This window comes from Streptomyces sp. NPDC005820 (assembly GCF_040630255.1).
GTDB lineage: Bacteria > Actinomycetota > Actinomycetes > Streptomycetales > Streptomycetaceae > Streptomyces.
Genome location: NZ_JBEXXE010000014.1, coordinates 148,092 through 169,306 on the forward strand (window position 1 = coordinate 148,092; position 21,215 = coordinate 169,306).

24 protein-coding genes, 2 pseudogenes and 1 riboswitch are annotated in these 21,215 nt (G+C 70.4%); of the genes and pseudogenes, 1 reads left to right on the top strand and 25 read right to left on the bottom strand.

What is annotated here, in order from left to right; genetic code table 11:
- Nucleotides 1-13: 13 nt before the first annotated feature.
- Nucleotides 14-121: riboswitch (TPP riboswitch) on the bottom strand.
- Between the two features lie 22 nt (nt 122-143).
- The 8 genes and pseudogenes from rlmN to rpsB form a co-directional block, all read right to left on the bottom strand.
- Nucleotides 144-1,250, bottom strand: a complete 1,107-nt coding sequence (gene rlmN / locus ABZ464_RS19160) for a 23S rRNA (adenine(2503)-C(2))-methyltransferase RlmN (RefSeq protein WP_359278319.1) — start codon at nt 1,248-1,250, stop codon at nt 144-146.
- 137 nt (nt 1,251-1,387) lie between these two features.
- Nucleotides 1,388-1,621, bottom strand: a pseudogene (locus ABZ464_RS19165) (DUF4265 domain-containing protein); the annotation flags it as partial.
- A 128-nt stretch (nt 1,622-1,749) separates the two neighbouring features.
- Nucleotides 1,750-2,199: an SRPBCC family protein gene (locus ABZ464_RS19170; RefSeq protein WP_359278321.1), complete on the bottom strand. Its 450-nt coding sequence runs from the start codon at nt 2,197-2,199 to the stop codon at nt 1,750-1,752.
- 156 nt (nt 2,200-2,355) lie between these two features.
- Complete coding sequence (locus ABZ464_RS19175) at nt 2,356-3,564, bottom strand: phosphatidate cytidylyltransferase (RefSeq protein WP_359278324.1); 1,209 nt, start codon at nt 3,562-3,564, stop codon at nt 2,356-2,358.
- A complete protein-coding gene (frr, locus tag ABZ464_RS19180) occupies nt 3,564-4,121 on the bottom strand; it encodes a ribosome recycling factor (protein WP_055633754.1) in 558 nt (185 codons plus the stop codon). Before frr ends, ABZ464_RS19175 begins: the two co-directional genes overlap by 1 nt.
- Before the next feature lie 176 nt (nt 4,122-4,297).
- Nucleotides 4,298-5,056, bottom strand: coding sequence for a UMP kinase (gene pyrH / locus ABZ464_RS19185; protein ID WP_359278327.1), 759 nt, complete (start codon nt 5,054-5,056; stop codon nt 4,298-4,300).
- Between the two features lie 192 nt (nt 5,057-5,248).
- Entirely contained in the window at nt 5,249-6,085 is an 837-nt protein-coding gene (tsf, locus tag ABZ464_RS19190) for a translation elongation factor Ts (RefSeq protein WP_359278330.1), read from the bottom strand.
- Nucleotides 6,086-6,243: 158 nt separating this feature from the next.
- Nucleotides 6,244-7,176 (bottom strand): 30S ribosomal protein S2, encoded by a 933-nt coding sequence (rpsB, locus tag ABZ464_RS19195; protein WP_359278333.1) that lies wholly within the window; start codon nt 7,174-7,176, stop codon nt 6,244-6,246.
- Between the two features lie 328 nt (nt 7,177-7,504).
- On the opposite strand from rpsB, the pseudogene ABZ464_RS19200 reads away from it, so the two are divergent.
- A pseudogene (locus ABZ464_RS19200) lies at nt 7,505-7,993 on the top strand (M23 family metallopeptidase); the annotation flags it as partial.
- A gap of 5 nt (nt 7,994-7,998) precedes the next feature.
- On the opposite strand, the gene ABZ464_RS19205 reads toward ABZ464_RS19200, so the two are convergent.
- From ABZ464_RS19205 to ABZ464_RS19285, 17 genes are all read right to left on the bottom strand, one after another.
- Complete coding sequence (locus ABZ464_RS19205) at nt 7,999-8,556, bottom strand: helix-turn-helix domain-containing protein (protein ID WP_359278522.1); 558 nt, start codon at nt 8,554-8,556, stop codon at nt 7,999-8,001.
- Between the two features lie 94 nt (nt 8,557-8,650).
- A complete protein-coding gene (whiG, locus tag ABZ464_RS19210; protein WP_359278336.1) occupies nt 8,651-9,493 on the bottom strand; it encodes an RNA polymerase sigma factor WhiG in 843 nt (280 codons plus the stop codon).
- A gap of 284 nt (nt 9,494-9,777) precedes the next feature.
- A complete protein-coding gene (gene dprA, locus ABZ464_RS19215; RefSeq protein WP_359278339.1) occupies nt 9,778-10,938 on the bottom strand; it encodes a DNA-processing protein DprA in 1,161 nt (386 codons plus the stop codon).
- Nucleotides 10,935-12,560, bottom strand: a complete 1,626-nt coding sequence (locus ABZ464_RS19220) for a YifB family Mg chelatase-like AAA ATPase (protein WP_359278342.1) — start codon at nt 12,558-12,560, stop codon at nt 10,935-10,937. Before ABZ464_RS19220 ends, dprA begins: the two co-directional genes overlap by 4 nt.
- Nucleotide 12,561: 1 nt before the next feature.
- On the bottom strand, nt 12,562-12,924 hold the full coding sequence (locus ABZ464_RS19225; protein WP_359278345.1) for a YraN family protein: 363 nt from the start codon (nt 12,922-12,924) through the stop codon (nt 12,562-12,564).
- 108 nt (nt 12,925-13,032) lie between these two features.
- On the bottom strand, nt 13,033-13,341 hold the full coding sequence (locus ABZ464_RS19230; protein WP_005311352.1) for a DUF2469 domain-containing protein: 309 nt from the start codon (nt 13,339-13,341) through the stop codon (nt 13,033-13,035).
- 56 nt (nt 13,342-13,397) lie between these two features.
- Complete coding sequence (locus ABZ464_RS19235; protein ID WP_359278348.1) at nt 13,398-13,922, bottom strand: NUDIX hydrolase; 525 nt, start codon at nt 13,920-13,922, stop codon at nt 13,398-13,400.
- Complete coding sequence (gene lepB / locus ABZ464_RS19240) at nt 13,912-14,694, bottom strand: signal peptidase I (RefSeq protein WP_359278351.1); 783 nt, start codon at nt 14,692-14,694, stop codon at nt 13,912-13,914. Before lepB (ABZ464_RS19240) ends, ABZ464_RS19235 begins: the two co-directional genes overlap by 11 nt.
- Nucleotides 14,695-14,795: 101 nt before the next feature.
- Nucleotides 14,796-15,779 (bottom strand): signal peptidase I, encoded by a 984-nt coding sequence (gene lepB, locus ABZ464_RS19245; RefSeq protein WP_359278354.1) that lies wholly within the window; start codon nt 15,777-15,779, stop codon nt 14,796-14,798.
- Nucleotides 15,667-16,764 carry a signal peptidase I gene (gene lepB, locus ABZ464_RS19250; protein WP_359278357.1) on the bottom strand — a complete coding sequence of 366 codons (1,098 nt, stop codon included), beginning with the start codon at nt 16,762-16,764 and terminating at the stop codon, nt 15,667-15,669. Before lepB (ABZ464_RS19250) ends, lepB (ABZ464_RS19245) begins: the two co-directional genes overlap by 113 nt.
- Nucleotides 16,757-17,488: a signal peptidase I gene (gene lepB / locus ABZ464_RS19255; RefSeq protein WP_359278360.1), complete on the bottom strand. Its 732-nt coding sequence runs from the start codon at nt 17,486-17,488 to the stop codon at nt 16,757-16,759. The genes lepB (ABZ464_RS19250) and lepB (ABZ464_RS19255) overlap by 8 nt, the downstream gene beginning before the upstream one ends.
- A gap of 79 nt (nt 17,489-17,567) precedes the next feature.
- Nucleotides 17,568-17,918 carry a 50S ribosomal protein L19 gene (gene rplS / locus ABZ464_RS19260; RefSeq protein WP_020128707.1) on the bottom strand — a complete coding sequence of 117 codons (351 nt, stop codon included), beginning with the start codon at nt 17,916-17,918 and terminating at the stop codon, nt 17,568-17,570.
- Nucleotides 17,919-18,051: 133 nt separating this feature from the next.
- On the bottom strand, nt 18,052-18,885 hold the full coding sequence (trmD, locus tag ABZ464_RS19265) for a tRNA (guanosine(37)-N1)-methyltransferase TrmD (RefSeq protein WP_359278363.1): 834 nt from the start codon (nt 18,883-18,885) through the stop codon (nt 18,052-18,054).
- Entirely contained in the window at nt 18,885-19,460 is a 576-nt protein-coding gene (rimM, locus tag ABZ464_RS19270; RefSeq protein ID WP_359278366.1) for a ribosome maturation factor RimM, read from the bottom strand. Before rimM ends, trmD begins: the two co-directional genes overlap by 1 nt.
- Before the next feature lie 82 nt (nt 19,461-19,542).
- Complete coding sequence (locus ABZ464_RS19275) at nt 19,543-19,782, bottom strand: RNA-binding protein (protein WP_003973401.1); 240 nt, start codon at nt 19,780-19,782, stop codon at nt 19,543-19,545.
- A 2-nt stretch (nt 19,783-19,784) separates the two neighbouring features.
- Nucleotides 19,785-20,204 (bottom strand): 30S ribosomal protein S16, encoded by a 420-nt coding sequence (gene rpsP, locus ABZ464_RS19280; protein WP_359278369.1) that lies wholly within the window; start codon nt 20,202-20,204, stop codon nt 19,785-19,787.
- A 290-nt stretch (nt 20,205-20,494) separates the two neighbouring features.
- Nucleotides 20,495-21,094 carry a hypothetical protein gene (locus ABZ464_RS19285; RefSeq protein WP_067257435.1) on the bottom strand — a complete coding sequence of 200 codons (600 nt, stop codon included), beginning with the start codon at nt 21,092-21,094 and terminating at the stop codon, nt 20,495-20,497.
- Between the last annotated feature and the right edge of the window lie 121 nt (nt 21,095-21,215).

Consider the following 21,215-nt stretch of genomic DNA (forward strand, 5'->3'; position numbering starts at 1 on the left):
CAGGGCACAACAGCTTGAGCGATGACCGAACTTCCTACCCAGAATGACCTGGGCGAGGTTCAGAGGGTCTGCGGCCCGATTGCCGCACTCTCAGCGCTGTGGCGCTCCCCTGTCGGAATATGAAGATATGACGTGGCCAGATTTTACCGCTCGGTGGCCGCAAGCTGACCACAGGCTCCGTCGATCTCCTGGCCACGGGTGTCCCGGACGGTGACGGGCACCCCGTGCGCCGCGATGGCCTCGACGAACGCCTTCTCGTCCTCGGGCCGGGAGGCCGTCCACTTCGAGCCCGGGGTCGGGTTCAGCGGGATGAGGTTGACATGCACGGGCTTGCCCCGGAGCAGCCGCCCGAGCCGGTCCCCACGCCAGGCCTGGTCGTTGATGTCACGGATCAGCGCGTACTCGATGGACAGCCGCCGTCCCGACTTCTCCACGTAGTCGAATCCGGCATCGAGCACCTCACGCACCTTCCAGCGCGTGTTCACGGGGACGAGGGTGTCGCGCAGCTCGTCGTCCGGCGCGTGCAGCGAGATCGCGAGCCGGCACTTGAAGCCCTCGTCGGCGAACCGGTGGATGGCGGGCACGAGCCCGACCGTCGAGACGGTGATCCCGCGCTGCGACAGCCCGAGGCCGTCCGGAGCGGGATCGGTGAGGGCCCGGATCGCGGTGACGACCCGCTTGTAGTTGGCGAGCGGCTCCCCCATCCCCATGAAGACGATGTTGGACAGCCGCGCCGGCCCGCCCGGGACGTCCCCGTCCCTGAGCGCCCGCATCCCGTCCACGATCTGGTGCACGATCTCGGCGGTGGACAGGTTCCGGTCCAGCCCGGCCTGCCCGGTCGCACAGAACGGGCAGTTCATCCCGCAGCCCGCCTGCGAGCTGATGCACATCGTGACCCGGTCCGGGTACCGCATCAGCACCGACTCGACGAGCGTGCCGTCGAACAGCCGCCACAGCGTCTTGCGGGTGGTGCCCGCGTCGGTCGACAGATGCCGTACGACGGTCATCAGCTCGGGCAGCAGCGCCTCCCGCAGCTTCTCCCGCGCACCGGCGGGGATGTCGGTCCACTCCGCCGGGTCGTGCGCGTACCGCGCGAAGTAGTGCTGCGAGAGCTGCTTGGCACGGAACGGCTTCTCACCGATCTCCGCGACGACGTCCTTCCGCTCCGCAGGCGAGAGATCGGCAAGATGCCGCGGCGGCTTCTTGGCTCCGCGCGGCGCGACAAAAGTGAGTTCTCCGGGCTTAGGCATGGCTGTACCAGTGTCGCAGATCGAATCGTGTGACCTGCGCCGCGTGCCGTGAGCGGTGGTCTCTGCAGGTCGTTGCCGGTCGCCGGGGTCCTTTATGCGCTCCACCACGCGTCGGTGCCGGTGCCGTGAGGGCCACCGATCGTGCGATTGCCCGCGGAACGGACCCGCCCGATGGCCCAGTGCGGCCCGTCGGTATCGGTCCGAAACTGGACGACGTCACCCTCGGCCACGCCGTTCTGGAGGAACGGAGCGTTCCGGATCCTGGCCGTGTCCGCACCGAGCCGCGTCGCCCACAGACCCTCCGTGTCCTGCTGGAGCCAGCCCTCACGCGGGACGAACCGGAACCAGACCTTGATCTCCGAGGGAGAGATTCCGGACTGAAGCTGCGGCCCGGCCGAAGTGCGAGCTCCCCTCGCAACAGGCCCCTGCCGGTGCCTTTCCACAGCCGGCAGGGTCCTGGCATTGCCGCGAGAGTGGCGGGGCATGTCAGGGACGCGCACTATGCCGTCCGGTGCTCCAGTCGGTCCTTCAGAAGTCGTTCGTTGAGCGGGAGCTCCTTGCGGACCTGAGGGCGGACGACCAGGGGAAGAAGGACCTTGCCGATGCCCTTGCCCTCGAAGTCGAGTTCCATGGTCACGCGGGAGCGGTCGCCGGCGCCGAGCGGGGTGATCTCGCCGTGGACATGGCCGCGGATCGGACCGTCGACGCCCTGCAGGCCCCAGGCGTGCGGAGGGTCGTACTCGGTGTACTCCATGGTCATCGGGATCTCCCGACGGCCTACGTGGCGGGTGATGCGCAGCCGGGAGCCGACCTGGACCGGGCCGGGGTCGAGCTGCTCGGCCGATACCGCGCTCGCCTGCCATTCGGGCAGATGGGACGGGTCGATGAGGTACGCCCACACATCGTCGGGGCTGCGGTCCACGTCGATCGATTCACGGAAGCCGGACATGATGCCCATCCCCTTTCATGACATTCCCGGGAAGAGGGATCTTTCGGGACTTCCAGGGGAAATCGTCCCACTCGGCCGGCCCTCGGGTAAAGGCGGCGGGCCCCCGTCCTGGTCGTTCAGGACGGGGGCCCGCGAGCTGCGCGCGTGGGTCGCCGGTCAGCCGGAGCCCACGAACAGCACGAGCAGCAGCCAGACGACCGGAGCCGTCGGGAGCAGGGAGTCCAGCCGGTCCATGATGCCGCCGTGGCCCGGCAGCAGCGTGCCCATGTCCTTGATGCCCAGGTCCCGCTTGATCATGGACTCGCCGAGGTCGCCGAGCGTGGCGCTGGCCGCGACCGCGAGGCCCAGCAGCAGACCCTGCCACCAGCTGCCGCCGTCGATCAGGAACTCCATGCACAGCGCGCCCACGACCATCGCGAACGACACCGCGCCCAGCAGTCCCTCACGGGTCTTGCCGGGGCTGATGCGCGGGGCCAGCTTGTGCTTGCCGAAGCGCCAGCCGACGGCGTACGCACCGGTGTCGCTGACGACCGTGAGGAGGAAGAACATCAGCACGCGCTGCGGACCGTCGTCCGCGGTGAGCATCAGGGCGACGAAGGTGGCCAGGAAGGGGACGTAGAACGCCGCGAAGACGCCGGCCGTGACGTCCTTGAGGTAGCCCTCGGGCGGTTCCGTCATCCGCCAGACCAGGACCGCCAGCGCGGTCAGGGCCATGGCGACCCAGGCCCCCTCGGGCCCCCGGACATATCCGGCGATGACCATCGCGGCGCCGCCGAGCGCGAGCGGCACGAGCGGCGCCTTGATCTGCTTGCGCTCCTGCAGCCTGCTGGTCAGTTCCCACAGACCCACGACGACGGCGACCGCTATGACGCCGACGAACACGGCCTTGACGATGAACAGCGACGCGACGATCACCGTACCGAGGCCGACCGCGACCCCTATGGCCGCGCCCAGGTCTCGGCCCGCGCTCTTCTTCTGCGGTGCGGGCGCGGGGTGCGGGGCGTCGGGCATGTGATCCGGATTCTGCGGCACCGCCGCGGGGGGCTGTGCCGACGGGGTCTCGTGGCGGAACGTCTCCGCACCGAAGGACGCCTGGTCGGGCGCCATGGAGCGGTACGCCTCGTCGCGGAACGAGGGGCCGCCCAGCCGAGCGGCCCCCGGGTCGTCATCCTGGTTTCCGCCGTGCGCGGGTACGTCGGGGACGATGGGCATGGGGCGAGTGTGCTGCGCCTCAGGCGCATCGTACGGGGGACCCGCCGGGGCGGCCCCCTGGACAGGCCCCTGGTAGGCCCCCTGGTCGGTGGGCCCCCAGTACCCGGCCTGTGTCCCGGCTGGTGGCGGAGAGCCCCAGGAAGAGTCGTTCATCAGACCTCGAGCAGCTCCGCTTCCTTGTGCTTGAGGAGCTCGTCCACCTGAGCGACGTACTTCGCGGTGGTGTCGTCGAGCTCCTTCTCCGCACGGCGGCCCTCGTCCTCGCCGACCTCGCCGTCCTTGACGAGCTTGTCGATCGCGTCCTTGGCCTTGCGGCGCACGGAACGGATGGACACCCGGGAGTCCTCGGCCTTGCCCTTGGCGACCTTGATGTAGTCCCGGCGGCGCTCCTCGGTGAGCTCGGGGAACACCACACGGATGATGTTGCCGTCGTTGCTGGGGTTGACGCCCAGGTCGGAGTCGCGGATGGCCTGCTCGATGTTGCGCAGCGCCGTCTTGTCGAACGGGGTCACGACCGCCATGCGCGGCTCCGGCACGGAGAACGAGGCCAACTGGTTGATCGGCGTCAGCGCGCCGTAGTAGTCGGCCACGATCTTGTTGAACATCGCCGGGTGCGCACGACCGGTGCGGATCGCGGCGAAGTCCTCCTTGGCGACCACGACGGCCTTCTCCATCTTCTCCTCGGCCTCGAGGAGGGTCTCTTCGATCACCACTTGCTCCTGCGTGTCTTGAGTAAGGCCCGGCTGCAGTTCACTGTCGGTGGCGGCGGCCGGCTGCGTCGCGTCTTCTTCCTGCACGGTTCCCGACCGGCAGGACATTGTCCATCCTCCGACCAGGGTCCGTCCCCCGGTCAGGTGTTGTCGTACGAACCCGGGGATTTTCCCGGTCAGCCCCGGCTGCTCTGCTCACCCACCAGCGTGCCGATCTTCTCACCCTTGACGGCGCGGGCGATATTGCCCTCCGCCAGAAGCTCGAAGACGAGGATCGGGAGCTTGTTGTCGCGGCACAGCGTGATGGCGGTGGCGTCGGCGACCTTGAGGTCGCGCGTGATGACCTCGCCGTAGCCGAGGGCGTCGAACTTGACGGCCTCGGGGTTGGTCTTGGGGTCGGAGTCGTAGACGCCGTCCACCCCGTTCTTGCCCATGAGCAGCGCCTGGGCGTCGATCTCCAGGGCGCGCTGGGCGGCGGTGGTGTCGGTGGAGAAGTAGGGCATGCCCATACCGGCGCCGAAGATGACCACGCGCCCCTTCTCCAGGTGGCGTACGGCGCGCAGCGGGATGTACGGCTCGGCGACCTGCCCCATGGTGATGGCGGTCTGCACGCGGCTGTCGATGCCCTCCTTCTCCAGGAAGTCCTGGAGGGCGAGGCAGTTCATGACCGTGCCGAGCATGCCCATGTAGTCCGAGCGGGCCCGGTCCATGCCGCGCTGCTGGAGTTCGGCGCCGCGGAAGAAGTTGCCGCCGCCGATGACCACGGCGATCTCGGCGCCGTCCCGCACCACGGCCGCGATCTCACGGGCGATCTTGTGCACCACGTCGGGGTCCACGCCCAGGCCCCCGCCGCCGGAGAATGCCTCACCGGACAGCTTCAGCAGAAACCGGCCGTGTACTGTGCCGTCGTCGTTCTTCTGGGCCTTGGTGGTCATGGGAGATCCCGCCTCTTTCACGTGGTGCACATACGAAGAAGGCCATTGCCGGTGGGGTGTCGTTCGCAACCCATGCGCGGCAATGGCCTCCTCGTCAGATCTGCTGTCGTCCGTCACGCACGCGCGCGTGACGGCGTACCGGGACGACTGCTTACGACCTTATAGGGGCCGGGCGTCCGTCGCGGTACGGACTCAGATGCCGACCTTGATGCGCGAGAAGCGCTTCAGGGCGACACCGGCCTCGTCCAGGACCTTCTGGACGGACTTCTTGTTGTCGAGCGCGTACGGCTGACCGAGCAGCGTCGCGTCCTTGAAGAAGCCGTTGAGACGACCCTCGACGATCTTGGCGATCGCGGCCTCGGGCTTGCCCTCGGCGCGGGTGGTCTCCTCGGCGATGCGGCGCTCGGACTCGACGACCTCGGCCGGCACGTCCTCCTTGGCGAGGTACTTCGGCGCGAAGGCGGCGATGTGCTGGGCGACGCCGCGGGCGACCTCGGCGTTCGGCTTGTCGAGCTCGACGAGGACACCGATCTGCGGGGGCAGGTCGGGCATCGTGCGGTGCAGGTACGCGGTGACGAAACCGTCGTTGAACTGCGCGAAGCGGTCCAGGACGATCTTCTCGCCGAGGTTGGCGTTGGCCTCGTCCACGTACGCCTGGACGGTCTTGCCGGCCTCGATCTCGGAGGCGAGGAGCGCCTCGAGGTCGGCCGGGGAGGTCGCGGCGACGTGCTCGGCGATGGCCTTGGCGACGCTCTGGAACTTCTCGCCCTTGGCGACGAAGTCCGTCTCGCACTTCAGCTCGACCAGGACACCGGAGGCGTTGTCGTCGGCGATGATCGCGACCACTGCGCCGTTCTCGGCGGAGCGGCCCTCGCGCTTGGCGACGCCCTTCTGGCCCTTGATACGGAGCGCCTCGACGGCCTTCTCGACGTTGCCCTCGGCCTCGTCCAGCGCCTTCTTGCAGTCCATCATGCCGGCGCCGGTGAGCTCACGGAGCTTCTTGACGTCGGCGGCGGTGTAGTTCGCCATGAGTCTGTGAATCTTTCTCGAAGTCTGGAAGATCGAAGATCTGCACGGTCTGGGAACTCCAGTTGGCGGTAGCTCTCCGACTCTGTGCCGACCTACGGGTGAACGGCGGGGGCGGACTTGATGTCGCCGCCCCCGCCGTCAACCGTGACGCTGGACGGTCAGGCCTGCTCGGCGTCCGCGGCCGGAGCCTCGGCGGGGGCCTCGGCGGCTTCGGCGGCTTCTGCGGCCGGGGCCTCGGCGGCGGCCTCAGCGGCCGGAGCCTCGGCGGCGGGAGCCTCAGCGGCGGGGGCCTCGGCGGCCGGAGCCTCGTCGGCCTTCTTCTCGCCCTCGAGCAGGTCGCGCTCCCACTCGGCGAGCGGCTCGCTCGCGGCCTTCTCACCCTTGTCGCCGGTGGCGACGCCGGAACGGGAGATGAGTCCCTCGGCGACGGCGTCGGCGATCACACGGGTGAGCAGGGTGACGGAGCGGATCGCGTCGTCGTTGCCCGGGATCTTGTAGTCGACCTCGTCGGGGTCGCAGTTCGTGTCGAGGATGGCGACGACCGGGATGTTCAGCTTCCGGGCCTCGCCGACCGCGATGTGCTCCTTCTTGGTGTCCACGATCCAGACGGCGCTGGGAACCTTGGACATCTCGCGGATACCACCGAGGGTCTTCTCCAGCTTGGCCTTCTCGCGCGAGAGCACGAGAAGCTCCTTCTTGGTCAGACCGGACGCGGCGACGTCCTCGAAGTCGATCTGCTCGAGCTCCTTGAGGCGCTGCAGACGCTTGTAGACGGTCGAGAAGTTGGTGAGCATGCCGCCCAGCCAGCGCTGGTTGACGTAGGGCATGCCGACGCGGGTGGCCTGCTCGGCGATGGCCTCCTGCGCCTGCTTCTTCGTGCCGACGAACATGACCGTGCCGCCGTGGGCGACGGTCTCCTTGACGAACTCGAAGGCGCGGTCGATGTACGACAGCGACTGGAGCAGGTCGATGATGTAGATGCCGTTGCGCTCGGTGAAGATGAAGCGCTTCATCTTCGGGTTCCAGCGACGGGTCTGGTGACCGAAGTGGACGCCGCTCTCCAGCAGCTCCCGCATCGTGACGACGGCCATGGCCGTTCTCCTTGGGTTTCTCGGTTGTGCCGCGGGGGCCGGACGGCTCCCGCGCCTGACGCCCGCGGTGCGCCGAGCCACGAAGGACCGAGGGGCGCGGATACCGGAGAACCGACCGTGGCCGGCCCCCGATACCGGGGCGTGCGAAGTCGACCCGGTGACCCGGATCGCCAGAAGAAGTGTACGGGACCGGCGGGGCACCGGGTGACGCCGCTCTCCACAACCGGCGGGTTGTCCACAGCCCCGGCCGTGATCGGCGCGCTCGCGGGACGGTTCTCCCATGAACGCGCCGCACCGCATCTGTCTGCTGCTGCTCCTGCTGCTCACCCTGACGACGACGCCGACCTGGGCGGATCCCCCGCCCGGCCCGCCCGAGCCGCCTCCTCGGGTCCCGGCGATCGCCCGGACCTGGCCGGTGGGCGCCCGCCCGCCGGTGCTCCGCGCCTGGGAACCCCCGCCGACGCCCTACGCACGCGGCCACCGCGGAGTCGATCTGGCGTCCGCGCCCGGCACGCCGGTACGAGCGGTGGCGGCGGGCCGCGTGTCGTACGCGGGCCGGGTGGCGGGACGGGGCGTGGTGTCCGTGGAACTGACGGGCACGGACCTCAGAACGACGTACGAGCCGGTACGGCCCCTGGTCGGGAAGGGCGCCGAGGTGACCCCGGGCGAGGTGATCGCCGAGCTGGAACCCACGGGCTCCCACTGCACGACGACCTGCCTGCACTGGGGCCTGCGGCGGGCCCGGGCCTACCTGAACCCCCTCGACCTGCTGCCGCCCCGGCTCCTGCGGAGAGGCCCGGCACGGCTGCTCCCGCTCGCGGCTCAGCCGCAGACGCCCCGCAGCACCATCCGCACGGCGGCCTCGGTGATCGCCTCCGGCGCCTCCGCCGCGCCCAGCTCGATCCTGCGCACGGCCGAGTCCACGACCCCCTGCACCAGCATCGCCGCCAGCCGGGGCTCCGCATGCCCCATCTCCCCCAGCGCTTCCACGATCATCGCCACCAGACCCCCGTGCGCGGCCCGGATCTTCTCCCGGGCCCCGGCGTCCAGCTCACTCGCGGAGATCGCCACCACGGCTCGGTGCCGCCGGTCCCCGACCAGCGCCAACTGTCGCCGCACATAGGCCTCGACCTCGGCCCGGGGCCCGTCCGCCGCGGCCATCGCCGCCTCGACCTCCGCCGCCCACACGGGGAAGTCGACCTCGCACAGCTCCTCGACCACGGCCGCCCGCGACCGGAAGTACTCGTACACGGACGAGCGCGCGAGCCCCGTCCGCTCGGCGAGGGCGGGGAAGGTGAGGGCCTCGGTCCCGCCCTCGGACAGCAGGGAGCGTGCCGCGTCCAGCAGGGCGGCACGCTGCATCGACCGGTGCTCGGCCACGGAGGCCGCTCGAATCCTTGGCACGTCGACCACTTTACGGACGCGGACCGCCCGACGGGAGTGACCGAGCCCGCACGGTTCGTGTCCGGCCGGGTCAGCGGCCGAAGCTCGCCAGTTTCGCGCGCAGCTGGAGCACCGACTTGGTGTGGATCTGGCTGACCCGGCTCTCGGTCACCCCCAGCACGTTCCCGATCTCGGCGAGGGTCAGCCCCTCGTAGTAGTAGAGCGTGACGACGGTCTTCTCCCGGTCGGGCAGGGTGTTGATCGCCCTGGCCAGGAACCGCCGCAGTTCCCGGTCCTCGGCCACCTCCACGGGGTTGTCCGCGGCGGTGTCCTCCAGGGTGTCCATGAAGCTGAGCCCGTCGCCGCCCTCGTCGCCGACGTGCAGCAGTTCCTCCAGGGCGACCACGTTGGCGAGCGAGAGCTGGCTGAAGACCGCGTGCAGCTCGTCGACGCCGATGCCCATCTCGGCGGCCACCTCGCACTCCGTCGGGGTCCGCCGCAGCCGTGCCTCCAGCGTCGCGTACGCCCGCTCGACGTTGCGCGCCTTCTGCCGTACGGAGCGCGGGATCCAGTCGAGCGCCCGCAGCTCGTCGATCATGGCGCCCCGGATCCGGGTGATCGCGTACGTCTCGAACTTGATCTCCCGGTCGAGGTCGAACTTCTCGATCGCGTCGATCAGCCCGAAGATCCCCGAGGAGACGAAGTCGGCCTGTTCCACGTTGGGCGGCAGACCGACGCTCACCCGGCCCGCCACGTACTTCACCAGCGGCGAGTAGTGCAGGATCAGCTGCTCCCGCAGCCGCTCGTCCCCGGTCGCCTTGTACGACCGCCACAGCTCGTCGAGCGTCGAGGGAGCGGGCGGCCGCACGCTGCCACCGTCGCGGGCGGCTGGGGGAACCGCCGCCCGGTCGGACCCGGAGGTGTGCTGGGGCATTCGTCGCCTTGTGCCGTTCTGCCGTGAAGTACGTGGAGTCGGGGGTACCTGGGTGTCCTGCTGGTCTGAAGTCGCTCTACTGCCGTTCTGTACCGGAATCCTCGTGAGCGTAGCGTGACTGGGGTGTCGCGGTGCGCGAAGGGCGTGTCGGCACCGGTACGCAGATACGTTCCGCTGACCGCCCCGCCGGGGCGCGGCGATCGCTCCGGGTGACCGCCGCGGGGCGTCAACTGCGGGAAATCCCAAGGTCTTCGGCGTTCCCCCGGACGGCCGAACACGCTCGGTCAGGACGGCTGGGGACCCCCTCGAACGGAGGCGATCGCCTGGCGTGTCAACTTCCAGCCGTCGCCGTGTCGTTCGACGTAACCGAGTGCTCTGAGTTCGTACAGTCTCGCGATCGCGTCGTCCGGGGTGGTTCCGGCGCCGCGGGCGATCTCCTCGGCGTGCGCGGGGCGGCGGGCGGGGAGCGCCGCGAGGACGCGGCGGGCGCCGGGTTCCAGCAGGTCGCGCGGGAGTACCGGGCCGCGTCGGGCCGGGGCGAGTTCGCCCATGTCACCGACGAGTTCGACGACCTCCGCGGCGTCGGTGACCAGTTCGGCCTCGCCGCGCAGCAGCTCGTGCACCCCGGCGGAGAGTCCGCTGGTGGCGGGGCCGGGGACGCCCATGGTGTGCCGGCCGAGCCGCTGGGCCGCCCGTGCGGTGACCAGGGAGCCGCTGCGGTGGGCGGCCTCCACGACCACGGTGCCCCGGGTGAGCGCGGCGATCACCCGGTTGCGCAGGACGAATCTGCTGGGCGTCGGATGGTCGCCGGGTGGCAGCTCGCCCACGACCAGTCCCTGCTCGGCGATGCGGTTGATCAGCTCGGTGTGGCCGCGCGGGTAGGGCCGGTCGACCCCGCAGGCCAGGACGGCGACGGTGGCGCCGCCGGCGCCGAGGGCGCCCCGGTGGGCGGCGCCGTCCACGCCGTAGGCCCCGCCGGAGACGACCACCCAGCCGCGCTCGGCGAGGCCGGCGGCGAGGGTGGCGGCCATGTGGGCGCCGTACTCGGTGCAGGCGCGGGCGCCGACGACGGCGACGGACCGGAGGCCCCACATGCGCAGGCTGGGCCGGCCCCGCACCCACAGTCCGAGCGGGCGGGCGTCGCCGAGGTCGTCCAGGGTCCTGGGCCACTCCGCGTCGCCGGGACACAGAAACCGCACCCCGGCGGCCTCGGCGACCGCGAGATCCCGGGCCGGCTCGGCCGCCGCGGCCCGGGCCCTGAGCCCTTCCCACCGCCGCTCGCTCACCCCGGCGGGCGGCCGCCCTTCCTCCCGCAACCGCCGCACCAACTCCACAGCCCCCCACTCCCGCACCCACCGCCCACCGACCTCGTCCCCGGGTTCGAGCACCCGCCCGAGAAAGACCCGGGCGAGCCGGACGGGGTCCGGCTCACCGGTGCTGTTCACGCCAGGGCTCCGAGAGCCATCGGCACCCCGCGCGGCACCCCTGTCCGCAGTTGCAGGGCCAGGGCGACGTCGGTGGCGTCGGGCCGGTCGTGGCCGACGAGGTCGGCGACGGTCCAGGCGACCCGCAGGACGCGATCGAGCCCGCGAGCGGTGAGCACGCCCCGCTCCAGGTTCCGCTCGGCCTCGTCCATCGCGCCGGACCTCGCGTGCCAGCGGCTGCGCAGTTCCCGTCCCGGCACCTCGCTGTTGGTCCGCCACGGGGTGTCGACGAGCCGGGCCGCGGCACGCTCGCGCGCGGCCCGGACCCGGTCGGCGACCGTCGCCGTGGACTCGCCTCCGGGACCGCGGTGAGCGAGCTCGTGCCGGCCGACGGGGTCCACCTCGACCCGCAGATCGACCCGGTCGAGGAGCGGGCCGGAGAGCCGGGCCTGGTACCGGCGGATCGCCGAGGGCGGGCACTCGCACAGGGTGTCGCGCTGCGAGAAGCGGCCGCAGGGGCAGGGGTTGGCGGCGAGCACCATCAGGAACCGCGCCGGGAAGCGCACCACGCCCGCACTGCGGGCGATCACGACATGACCTGCTTCCAGGGGCTGGCGCAGGGCGTCGAGGGTCTGTGTGCTGAATTCCGGGGCCTCGTCCAGGAACAGCACGCCCCGATGCGCGAGGGAGACGGCGCCGGGGCGGGCGATTCCCGGTCCGCCGCCGACCAGCGACTGCATCGTGGCCGAGTGGTGCGGGGCGCAGTACGGGGCCACGTCGATCAGCGGCTTGCCCGGTGGCAGGAGCCCGGCGATCGAGTGAACCGCCGTGACTTCGAGGGAGTCCTCCCTGGTCAGAGCGGGCAGGACGGCCGGCAGCCGTTCCGCGAGCATGGTCTTGCCCGCGCCCGGCGGGCCCTCGAGAAAGAGGTGGTGACCGCCGGCGGCGGCGACTTCCACCGCTGTGCGCGCCGAGCGCTGTCCGACCACGTCGGCCAGATCGTGCCCCTGGTCGTGCTGTGCGGCGCCGAGGCTGTGCATGCCGGTGGCCGCGCCCGTGCCGGGCATGCGCAGACCGGCGAGGAGGGGATCAGGGCGGCCCAGGTCGTCCGGTTCCTCCTCGGGCACGGGTTCGTCCGCGAGGACCGCGATCAGCTGGCGCAGGCTGCGCACCCCGAGCACGGAGACGCCCGGCACCAGCGAGGCCTCGGCCGCCGCGCATTCGGGGACGACGACCTGTTCGTAGCCCGCCTCCGCCGCGGCCAGCACGGCGGGCAGGATGCCCCGGACCGGGCGTACCCGGCCGTCCAGCCCGAGCTCCCCGATCATCACGATGTCGGCGAGGACCCGGGGGTCGATCCGTTCCGACGCGCCCAGCACCGCGCAGGCGACGGCCAGGTCGAAGCCGCTGCCGGCCTTCGGCACCGACGCGGGACTGAGTCCGACGGTGAGTTTCTTCTGCGGCCACTCGTCGCCCGAGTTCACCACCGCCGCCCGCACCCGGTCCCTGCTCTCCGTCAGGCTCTTGTCGGGCAGGCCCACCAGGGTGAAGGCCGCCACGCCGGGCTCCAGGTCCGCCTGGACCTCGACGACGACGCCCTCGACGCCCACCAGCGCCACCGAGCACGTACGCGCGAACCCCATCTCAGGCCACCCCCCGTACGTGCTCCACGACGGGTGCTCCGCGGTCCGGGAGCAGGACTCCGACCAGGTCGATGCGGACGCCGCCGGGCGGTGCGCCGCCATGGGTCTGGATCCAGCGCTCCGCGAGGTCCCGCAGCCGCCGGGCCTTTCGCGGGGTCACCGCGGCCATCGGGTGCTCGTAGGAGCCGCCCTTGCGGGTCTTCACCTCGCAGACCACGAGGACGTCCCCGTCGTGGGCGACGATGTCGATCTCGCCGGTCCTGCCGCAGCGCCAGTTGCGCTCCAGAATCGTCATACCGGCCACGGACAGCCGCCGCGCGGCCACGTCCTCGCCGTACTTGCCCATCGCACGTCGTGCGTTCATGCAGGCACCACCTCCGGCGCCCACACTCACGCACCCACCCCACAGAAGTGGATCTTGGTGGATGAGTCACCTCTTGTGGATAACTCCGTCACCCACAAGCCGGACACCTCAGCTGCCCGGCAGCTCCAAGTCGCTCTTGTTCAGCTCCTCGATGTTCACGTCCTTGAACGTGAGCACCCGCACCTGCTTCACGAACCGCGCCGGTCGGTACATGTCCCACACCCAGGCGTCGGCCATCGAGACCTCGAAGAACACCTCGCCCTGGACCGAGTGCACCTGCATCTCGTAGTCGTTGGTCAGGTAGAAGCGCCGCTCGGTCTCGATCACGTATTTGAACAGACCGACGACATCGCGGTACTCCCGGTAGAGCTTCAGCTCCATCTCGGTCTCGTACTTCTCGAGGTCCTCGGCGCTCATGGCATGTTCCCCTTCAGCCGTGCGATCCCCCCATTGTGCGCCAGTCCCGTGGGCCTCTAGACGATTTCCGTGTCGAGGGTTACGGGTCTGGCCGGGGGACCTTCGTCTAGCAGCCTGCCCAGCAGTTCGGCGAGTCTGGTCGGATACACCGTCTCATGCGCCCGGCCCAGTTCCTGACACGTCCACCAGCGCGCTCCGGAGACACTGCGCCGCTCCAGCTCGGTCAGGGCCGTGGCCCGGGTGGCCGTCACCGTCGTACGGGCCAGGTAGTACCACTCGTCCTGGTCCCAGCGGCGGCCGGCGAACGGGAAGGAACAGGTCCTTCGCCACAGCACCGGGCCGAGTTCGACCTCGGTGATGCCGGTCTCCTCGGCGAGTTCCCGCAGCGCGGCCTGTTCACGGGTCTCGTCGCCCTCCACGCCACCGCCGGGCGTGAACCACCAGTCGTCGGCGGGATCGTCCGGTTCATGGCCGTGCAGCAGCAGGATGCGGTCCGCCGGGTCGAGGAGGACGACCCGGGCGACCTTGCGCAGACCCGCCTCGGAGAGGCCGAAGGGCCCCTCCGCCGTCTCAGCGGGCACCGGCCGGCTCCGGCCGGGTGCGGGGGCGGCGGCCCGAGGTCCGTTTGGCGATCGGGCCGTACGCGGCGCCGCCGAAGATCAGCACGGTGCCGCCGACGATCGTCCAGAGGATCATCCGCAGCGGGCCGGGCTGGGACAGGGTGCCCAGGGCCTTGAAGCCCGTGGGGCTCTTCAGCATGCCCTTCCACGGAAAGACGACGGCGTCCACCCGGGACCTGACCGCGCTGCGCGCCACCGTGCCCTGGGCCGCGTCCGTGAGGTGGGCGGTGGAGTCCAGGGAGCCCTGCCGTTCGTCGCCCAGCAGGAAGAGCCGGCCCTCGGGGACCGTCACGGTCGGGAAGTCCTGGATCTCGGCCAGGCTGCCCTCGGGCAGATACGGTTCCTCGATCTCCTTGCCGTTGACGGTCAGCTTGCCGTTGGTGCAGCAGGCGACGGTGTCGCCGCCGACCGCGACCACGCGCTTGACCACGAGCGCGTTGCTGACCCACGCCTTGTCGCTGAACACGACGACGTCACCGCGGCGCACCTCGTCGCCGTCCACCTTCTGCGCCAGCACTCTCGAGCCGGCCTCGATGGTCGGGCTCATGGAGCTGGTGGGCACGGTGTAGGGCCGGTAGACCAGGGCCGCCCAGCCGAAACCGCCCAGGAACAGCGCGAGGCCCAGTGCGACGACCAAGCCGGACAGACGCTGTCCGGTCCGGCTGCCCACCGGGCCACTGCTGGTGCCACCGCCGCTGCGCGGGGCCGTACGTGTCGTGCTCTCGCCGCCCATGGGTCCGCACCCTACCCGGCGGTACCGAACCGGGTCAGCCCTTCTTCCCCAGCCATGGTCACAAGCTTGGGAAAGGGTTTACACACGGGACGGGGGCGCGATCAGCCGTTCGCGGAGTCCGCCGTCGCGCGCCGGCGGCGCCACAGGACCAGCGGGACCGCGCCGACGAGCGCGAGGCCCTCCGGGGCGACCGTCAGGGCCGCGGAGGCCGCCGACTGGTCGTTCAGCCCGGACTGGTCGAAGGTGTCCGGCACCGGCAGCGTGCCCCAGCGGGTGATCGGCCAGGCCTTGACGATGGCGCGGCCGACGACCTGGTCGACGGGCACCATGCCGTGGTTCTCGTCCGACTGGTTGTAGCGGGAGTCCCGCGAGTTCTGCCGGTGGTCGCCCATGACCCAGACGAAGCCCTTGGGGACCTTCACCGTGAACTGGCCGCCCTGGTCGTCCTGGCTGCACGGGGTGTTCCCGGGGTAGACGTACGGCTCGTCCAGCGCCTTGCCGTTGACCTTCAGCGGGCCGGTGCCCTTGCAGGAGACGGTGTCGCCGCCGACCCCGATGACCCGCTTGATCAGGTCCTTCTCCTCCGCGGACGGCATCAGGCCGATCCAGCTGAGGAAGGTCTGCACCGCGTTCGGCTCGGTCGTCGCCTCGCCCGCCAGCCAGTTGTCCGGGTCGTGGAAGACCACGACCTCGCCGCGCTCGGGCTCCGAGCCGAACCACGGGGTCAGCTTGTCGACGAGCACCCGGTCGCCCACCCTGAGGGTGTTCTCCATCGACGCGGACGGGATCGAGAACGCCTGCACCAGGAAGGTCTTGATGATCAGCGCGAGGACGAGCGCGATCAGGATCAGGATCGGCAGCTCCTTCCAGAAGGAGCGCGGCTTCTTCGCGTTCGGGGTCCGGTCGCCCGGACCGTCGCCGCCGCCACCCGGGGGCTCGTCCGACGGGGGGCCCTCGCCGCCCGCCGCCGGGTCACTCCCGGAGGTCACGGCGCCGTCCCCGGCCGGGTCGGCGGTGTCCACGGGACGTCCGCGGTGTTCCTCGCCCTCGTGCCCGGACCGTGCGCCAACCGCCACATCCCCCACGCCAACTCCCATCTCCGTGCCGCCGCCTGCCCCATGCGCGGCGCAGGCCCACCACTCCCATAACGAGCGGGAGTTCCGCAGGGGTCGGGAGCTGTTGGATCGTTCCGGTCGGAACCTCCTGGGCAACCCTATGCGACGGCTGGGCGGCGGACGCCGTCGTGGCGACCGAGCCGGTCACGGAAGAGAAAGTTTGCGGTTCCTTGAGACGTACCCAGTGGCCGAACGGCCATGCGATCACCATGGCCCGGCCGACCACCTCGTCCTCCGAGACGGTGCCGCCGTAGTCCGTGTTCTGGTGGGAGCGGGAGTCCGCGGAGTTGGCGCGGTGGTCGCCCATCACCCACAGCCGCCCCTGGGGGACGGTGATGTCGAACGCGGCGTCGGACGGGTTGTTCCCGGGGTAGAGGTAACTTCCCTCTTCCAGGGGAACGCCGTTGACGGTGACTCGCCCTTGCGTGTCACAGCACTTGACGTGGTCGCCGCCCACGCCGACGACCCGCTTGATGAGGTCCTTCTCGTTGTCGGACGGCAGCAGACCGATGAAGGTGAGCCCTTCCTTGACCTGCTTGACGACGACGGGGTCCGCTTTCTTCGTCGTGGTCGTCTCGTCGTTGAGCCAGCCGCCGGGGTCCTTGAAGACGACCACGTCCCCGCGCTGCGGCTTGGAGCCGAACCACGGGGTGAACTTGTCCACCAGGACGCGGTCGCCGATGCGGATCGTCTGTTCCATCGACCCCGAGGGGATCACGAAGGCCTGCACCAGGAAGGTCTTCAGGACCAGGGCTATCAGGACGGCCACGCCGACCAGCAGCGGTATCTCGCGGGCGGCGGACCGCCTGCGCTTGCGCTTGACCTTGCGCTGGAGTTTGCGCCGTTCCGCGCGCGTACGGCCGCCGGACGGACTGGAGGCGCGCCGGGCGCCGGTGGGCAGGAGCTGGTCCGCGGGCGAGGAGGGGATGCCGCGGGGTTTACCTCGGTTACCCATGGGCACCCGCCGCCGTCCGTGCGTCGCTCGCCCCCTGGCCGCTCGCGGCGGGCACGCGCGCGTAGGCGTTCGGGCGGGACAGCCGGGTGAGATGACCGTACGGCCAGACGATCCAGTCGGCGCGGCCGATCACCCGGTCCACGGGGATCATGCCGCCGCCCGGTGAGCCCAGGTGGTCGCGGGAGTCGCTGGAGGCGCCGCGGTGGTCGCCGAGGACGAACAGGGTGCCCTCGGGAACCTTGACGTCGAAGTCCACCGTGGACGGGCTGTCGCCTGGATACAGGAACGACGACTCGTCGACCGACCGGCCGTTCACCCGGATCCTCCCCTCCTTGTCGCAGCAGACCACGTGGTCTCCGCCTACCCCCACGACGCGTTTGACGTAGTCGGAGTTCCCGAAGTACTCGGTGCCGTCGAACACGACGACGTCGCCGCGCTGCGGCCCGGCACCGAAACGGTACGCCAACCTATTTACGAGAACGCGGTCGCCGATCCTCAATCCGTTTTCCATGGATCCGCTGGGAATCTGGAATGGTTGGACCACGAAAGCGTTGAGGAGCAGCAAAAACACCAGGCAGATCAGCAGGGTGAGGCTGATCCGGCCGCCCGGCAGCCACGCGGCGATCCGGGCCGTCAACGAGAAACGCGACCGGCCCTCCGCGGTCCCCTGATGGGGGCGGGAGGAGCGGTCGCGCTCCGTCGTCGGCTGAGCTTCGGTGTCCATCGGGGTCAGATGCTATCCGGCCCTTCTGTGGATCACCCGGGTGCGCTCAGTGGATCACCAGTGGATCCACTGTGCGGGCTCAGTTGTCGCGCTTCTCCTTGATCTTCGCGGCCTTGCCGCGCAGCTCACGGAGGTAGTACAGCTTGGCGCGACGCACGTCACCGCGGGTGACGAGCTCGATCTTCTCGACGATCGGGGTGTGCACCGGGAAGGTGCGCTCGACGCCGACGGAGAAAGAGACCTTGCGGACCGTGAAGGTCTCGCGGACACCGGCGCCCTGGCGGCGGATGACGACGCCCTTGAACTGCTGCACACGAGAGCGGTTGCCCTCGATGACGCGGACGTGGACGTTGACGGTGTCGCCCGGGCGGAAGGCCGGGACGTCGCTGCGCAGCGACGCGGCGTCGACGGAGTCGAGCAGGTGAGACATTTCGTCTGCTTTCTTCGCCGATGCCACAGGTCATCAGCGGGAGCTGGGTTCCAAGAGGTCTGCCGGCGGCGTCAGGGCGGGCGTCGTGTCCCCCTGTGGCAGGGGCGCACGCCGGACGGCGCACAACAGCGGTCTATTGTTCCATGGCCTCGGGCCTGCGCCAAAATCGGCCGTACGGCTCGCCCTCGGGGTCGGGCGCCCAGCCCAGGATGGAGAGCATCTCGCGGTCCTTCTTGTCGAAGGCCCGGGGCTCGCAGCGCTCGATCAGGTCGGGCCGGTGGGCCGTCGTACGGCGCAGGGCCTCGTCGCGGCGCCAGCGGGCGATCTTGCCGTGGTGGCCGCTGAGCAGGACTTCCGGGATCTCCCTCGCCCGCCAGACGGGCGGCTTGGTGTAGACGGGCCCCTCCAGGAGGCTCGCCATGGCGCCGGGCGCGAAGGAGTCGTCGCGGTGGGACTCGGCGTTGCCGAGCACTCCGGGCAGCAGCCGGGCCACGGCCTCGGTGATGACGAGGACGGCCGCCTCGCCGCCGGCGAGCACGTAGTCGCCGATGGAGACCTCGTACACGGGGACGCGGGTGGCGTACTCGTCGACGACCCGCCGGTCGATGCCCTCGTAGCGGGCCGGGGTGAAGATCAGCCAGGGCCGCTCGGAGAGTTCGACGGCGAGTTCCTGGGTGAAGGGGCGGCCGCTCGGGGTGGGGACGACGATCGCGGGGAGCGTGGCGCCGGTCTCGTAGCCGTCGGCGAGGAGGGTGTCCAGGGCGTCGCCCCAGGGCTCGGTCTTCATGACCATGCCGGGTCCGCCGCCGTAGGGGGTGTCGTCGACGGTGTTGTGCCGGTCGTAGGTCCATTCCCGCAGGTCGTGGACGCGTACGTCGAGCTGTCCCCGGGCGCGTGCCTTGCCGACGAGGGAGACGTTCAGCGGGTCGAGGTACTCGGGGAAGATCGTGACGACGTCGAGGCGCATTACGACTCGTCCCCGGCGGCGTCGTCCCCGGCAGCGGCGTCGTCCCGTGTGGAGTCGATCTCGGCGCGGTCGTCGATCAGACCGGGCGGCGGGGCGATGACGGCCCGCTGCTCCTCCAGGTCGATCTCGACGACGATCTCGGAGACGAACGGGATCATCGCCTCGGTGCCGTCCGGGCGCTCGACGATGAAGAGGTCCTGGGAGGGCAGGTGGGAGATCTCGGTGATACGGCCGACCTCCGTGCCGTCCTCGGTGACCACGTCGAGGTCGATCAGCTGGTGGTCGTAGTACTCGTCCTCTTCCTCCGGCAGCTGCTCCGGGTCGATCTCGGCGATCAGGAGCGTGTTGCGCAGGGCCTCGGCGCCGTTGCGGTCCTTGACGCCCTCGAAGCGCAGGAGGAGGCGGCCGCTGTGCACCCGGCCGGTCTCGATGGTGAGCGGTCCCGCGGCGGCGGGATCGGTGGCGAGTACGGCGCCGGGCGCGAGCCGGAGTTCCGGCTCGTCGGTACGGACCTCGACGGTGACCTCGCCCTTGATGCCGTGGGCGCGGCCGACGCGAGCGACTACCAGCTGCACTGTGCTTGTTCTCCCTGTAGTACGACTACGGGCCGGGGACGGCCCCATGGCCCTCCCCGGCCCGAGCCGGTGCTGCGATACGTCAGCGGACGTGGTCCACGTCGACGAGGTCGACACGGACTCCGCGGCCGCCGATGGCGCCCACGACGGTGCGCAGAGCGCGTGCGGTGCGGCCGTTGCGGCCGATCACCTTGCCGAGGTCGTCGGGGTGGACCCGGACCTCGAGAACGCGCCCGCGACGCAGGTTGCGCGAGGCGACCTGCACATCGTCAGGGTTGTCGACGATGCCCTTCACGAGGTGCTCGAGAGCCTCCTCGAGCATGCTCAGGCCTCGGTCGACTCGGACTCAGCGGTGGCCTCGTCCTTCTTCTCGGCCTTCTTCTTCTGGGTGATCGCCTCACCCTTGCCCTCGTCGTCGCCGCCCAGGGCCTCGAACGAGGGGCGCGCCTTCTTGGGCGCGGCCACGAGCAGCGGAGCCGGGGCGGGCTCGCCCTTGAACTTCTGCCAGTCGCCGGTCTTCTTCAGGATGGCGAGCACGGGCTCGGTCGGCTGCGCGCCGACACCCAGCCAGTACGCGACGCGGTCCGCGTCGACCTCGATGATCGACGGGTTGTACGTCGGCTGGTACTTGCCGATCTCCTCGATCGCACGGCCGTCACGGCGGGTGCGGGAGTCGGCGACGACGATGCGGTAGTGAGGCGAACGGATCTTGCCCAGACGCTTCAGCTTGATCTTGACTGCCACGGGAGTGGACTCTCCTGGTTTTGACGTGATTGGGCACGGCGAGAGAGCCGCGTGGGGTTGCGGTACCCGAGTGCCCGATGGACGCGTCAGCCGGAGGAGAGAGGGGTCCTGTGCGGCTGTCGAGTACAGCTAGCCATTGTGCCACACCCCACGGGTCGCCTCGTGCCGAGGGTGTGCGCGGGCATGCCTCGGCAGCGCCCGGCGCTCGGCGGGGAGCCCTTGGAACCACGGCTCCCCGCACCACGCTGAACCGGCAGCCACGAGATGCCGGTGCATCACGGTCGTACGGCTTACGCGGCGCCCGCGATCTCGGGGATACGGAACGGCTTGCCGCAGCCGCCGCACACGATCGGGGCCTGGGCCAGAACCGACGGGACCACCCGGACGTTGCGACCGCAGTCGCAGACCGCCTTGACGCGGACGCCGCCGCCGGAGGAGCCGTGGCGGGCGGCGGGGCCGCGGAAGGTGCGGGTGGTGCTGTCGGCGGAGGTGGCCGCCGTGTGGGCCTTGAGGGCCCGCTGGAGGCGCTCGATCGTCGGACGGTAGCGGCGCTTGGCCTCGGGGTTGAGCGTGACCAGCGAGAAACCGCTGCTCGGGTGCGGTTCCTCGGGGTGGTCCAGGCCCAGCTCCTCGGCGATGGCGAGGAATCTGCGGTTGTGGTAGCGACCGGCGCGGGAGGTGTCGCGAACGCCGCGGGCTGCGGCGATGCCATGGACTGCCTCATGGAGCAGTCGCTCGAAGGAGAGCTCGTGACCGCAGGCGGACGACGACTCCCCGATCAGGGACTCTGGCGCGGCAAGGTCCGGCAGCTCGGGGTGGTACCGCTGAATGTCGGCCCACGCCTGTGCCAGCTCTGCGGCGAGAACAGGTGGTGTCTGTGTCGTGCTCACGTAATGACAACGAGCGGGGGTGCCGCTGTGTTCCTATTCCGGGGCATCCCAAATAATTTGCACGTACCCGTCAGTTGCCGCTGATGCGTGGAGACGAGGGCGGGTGCGCTGATCTGCGGAG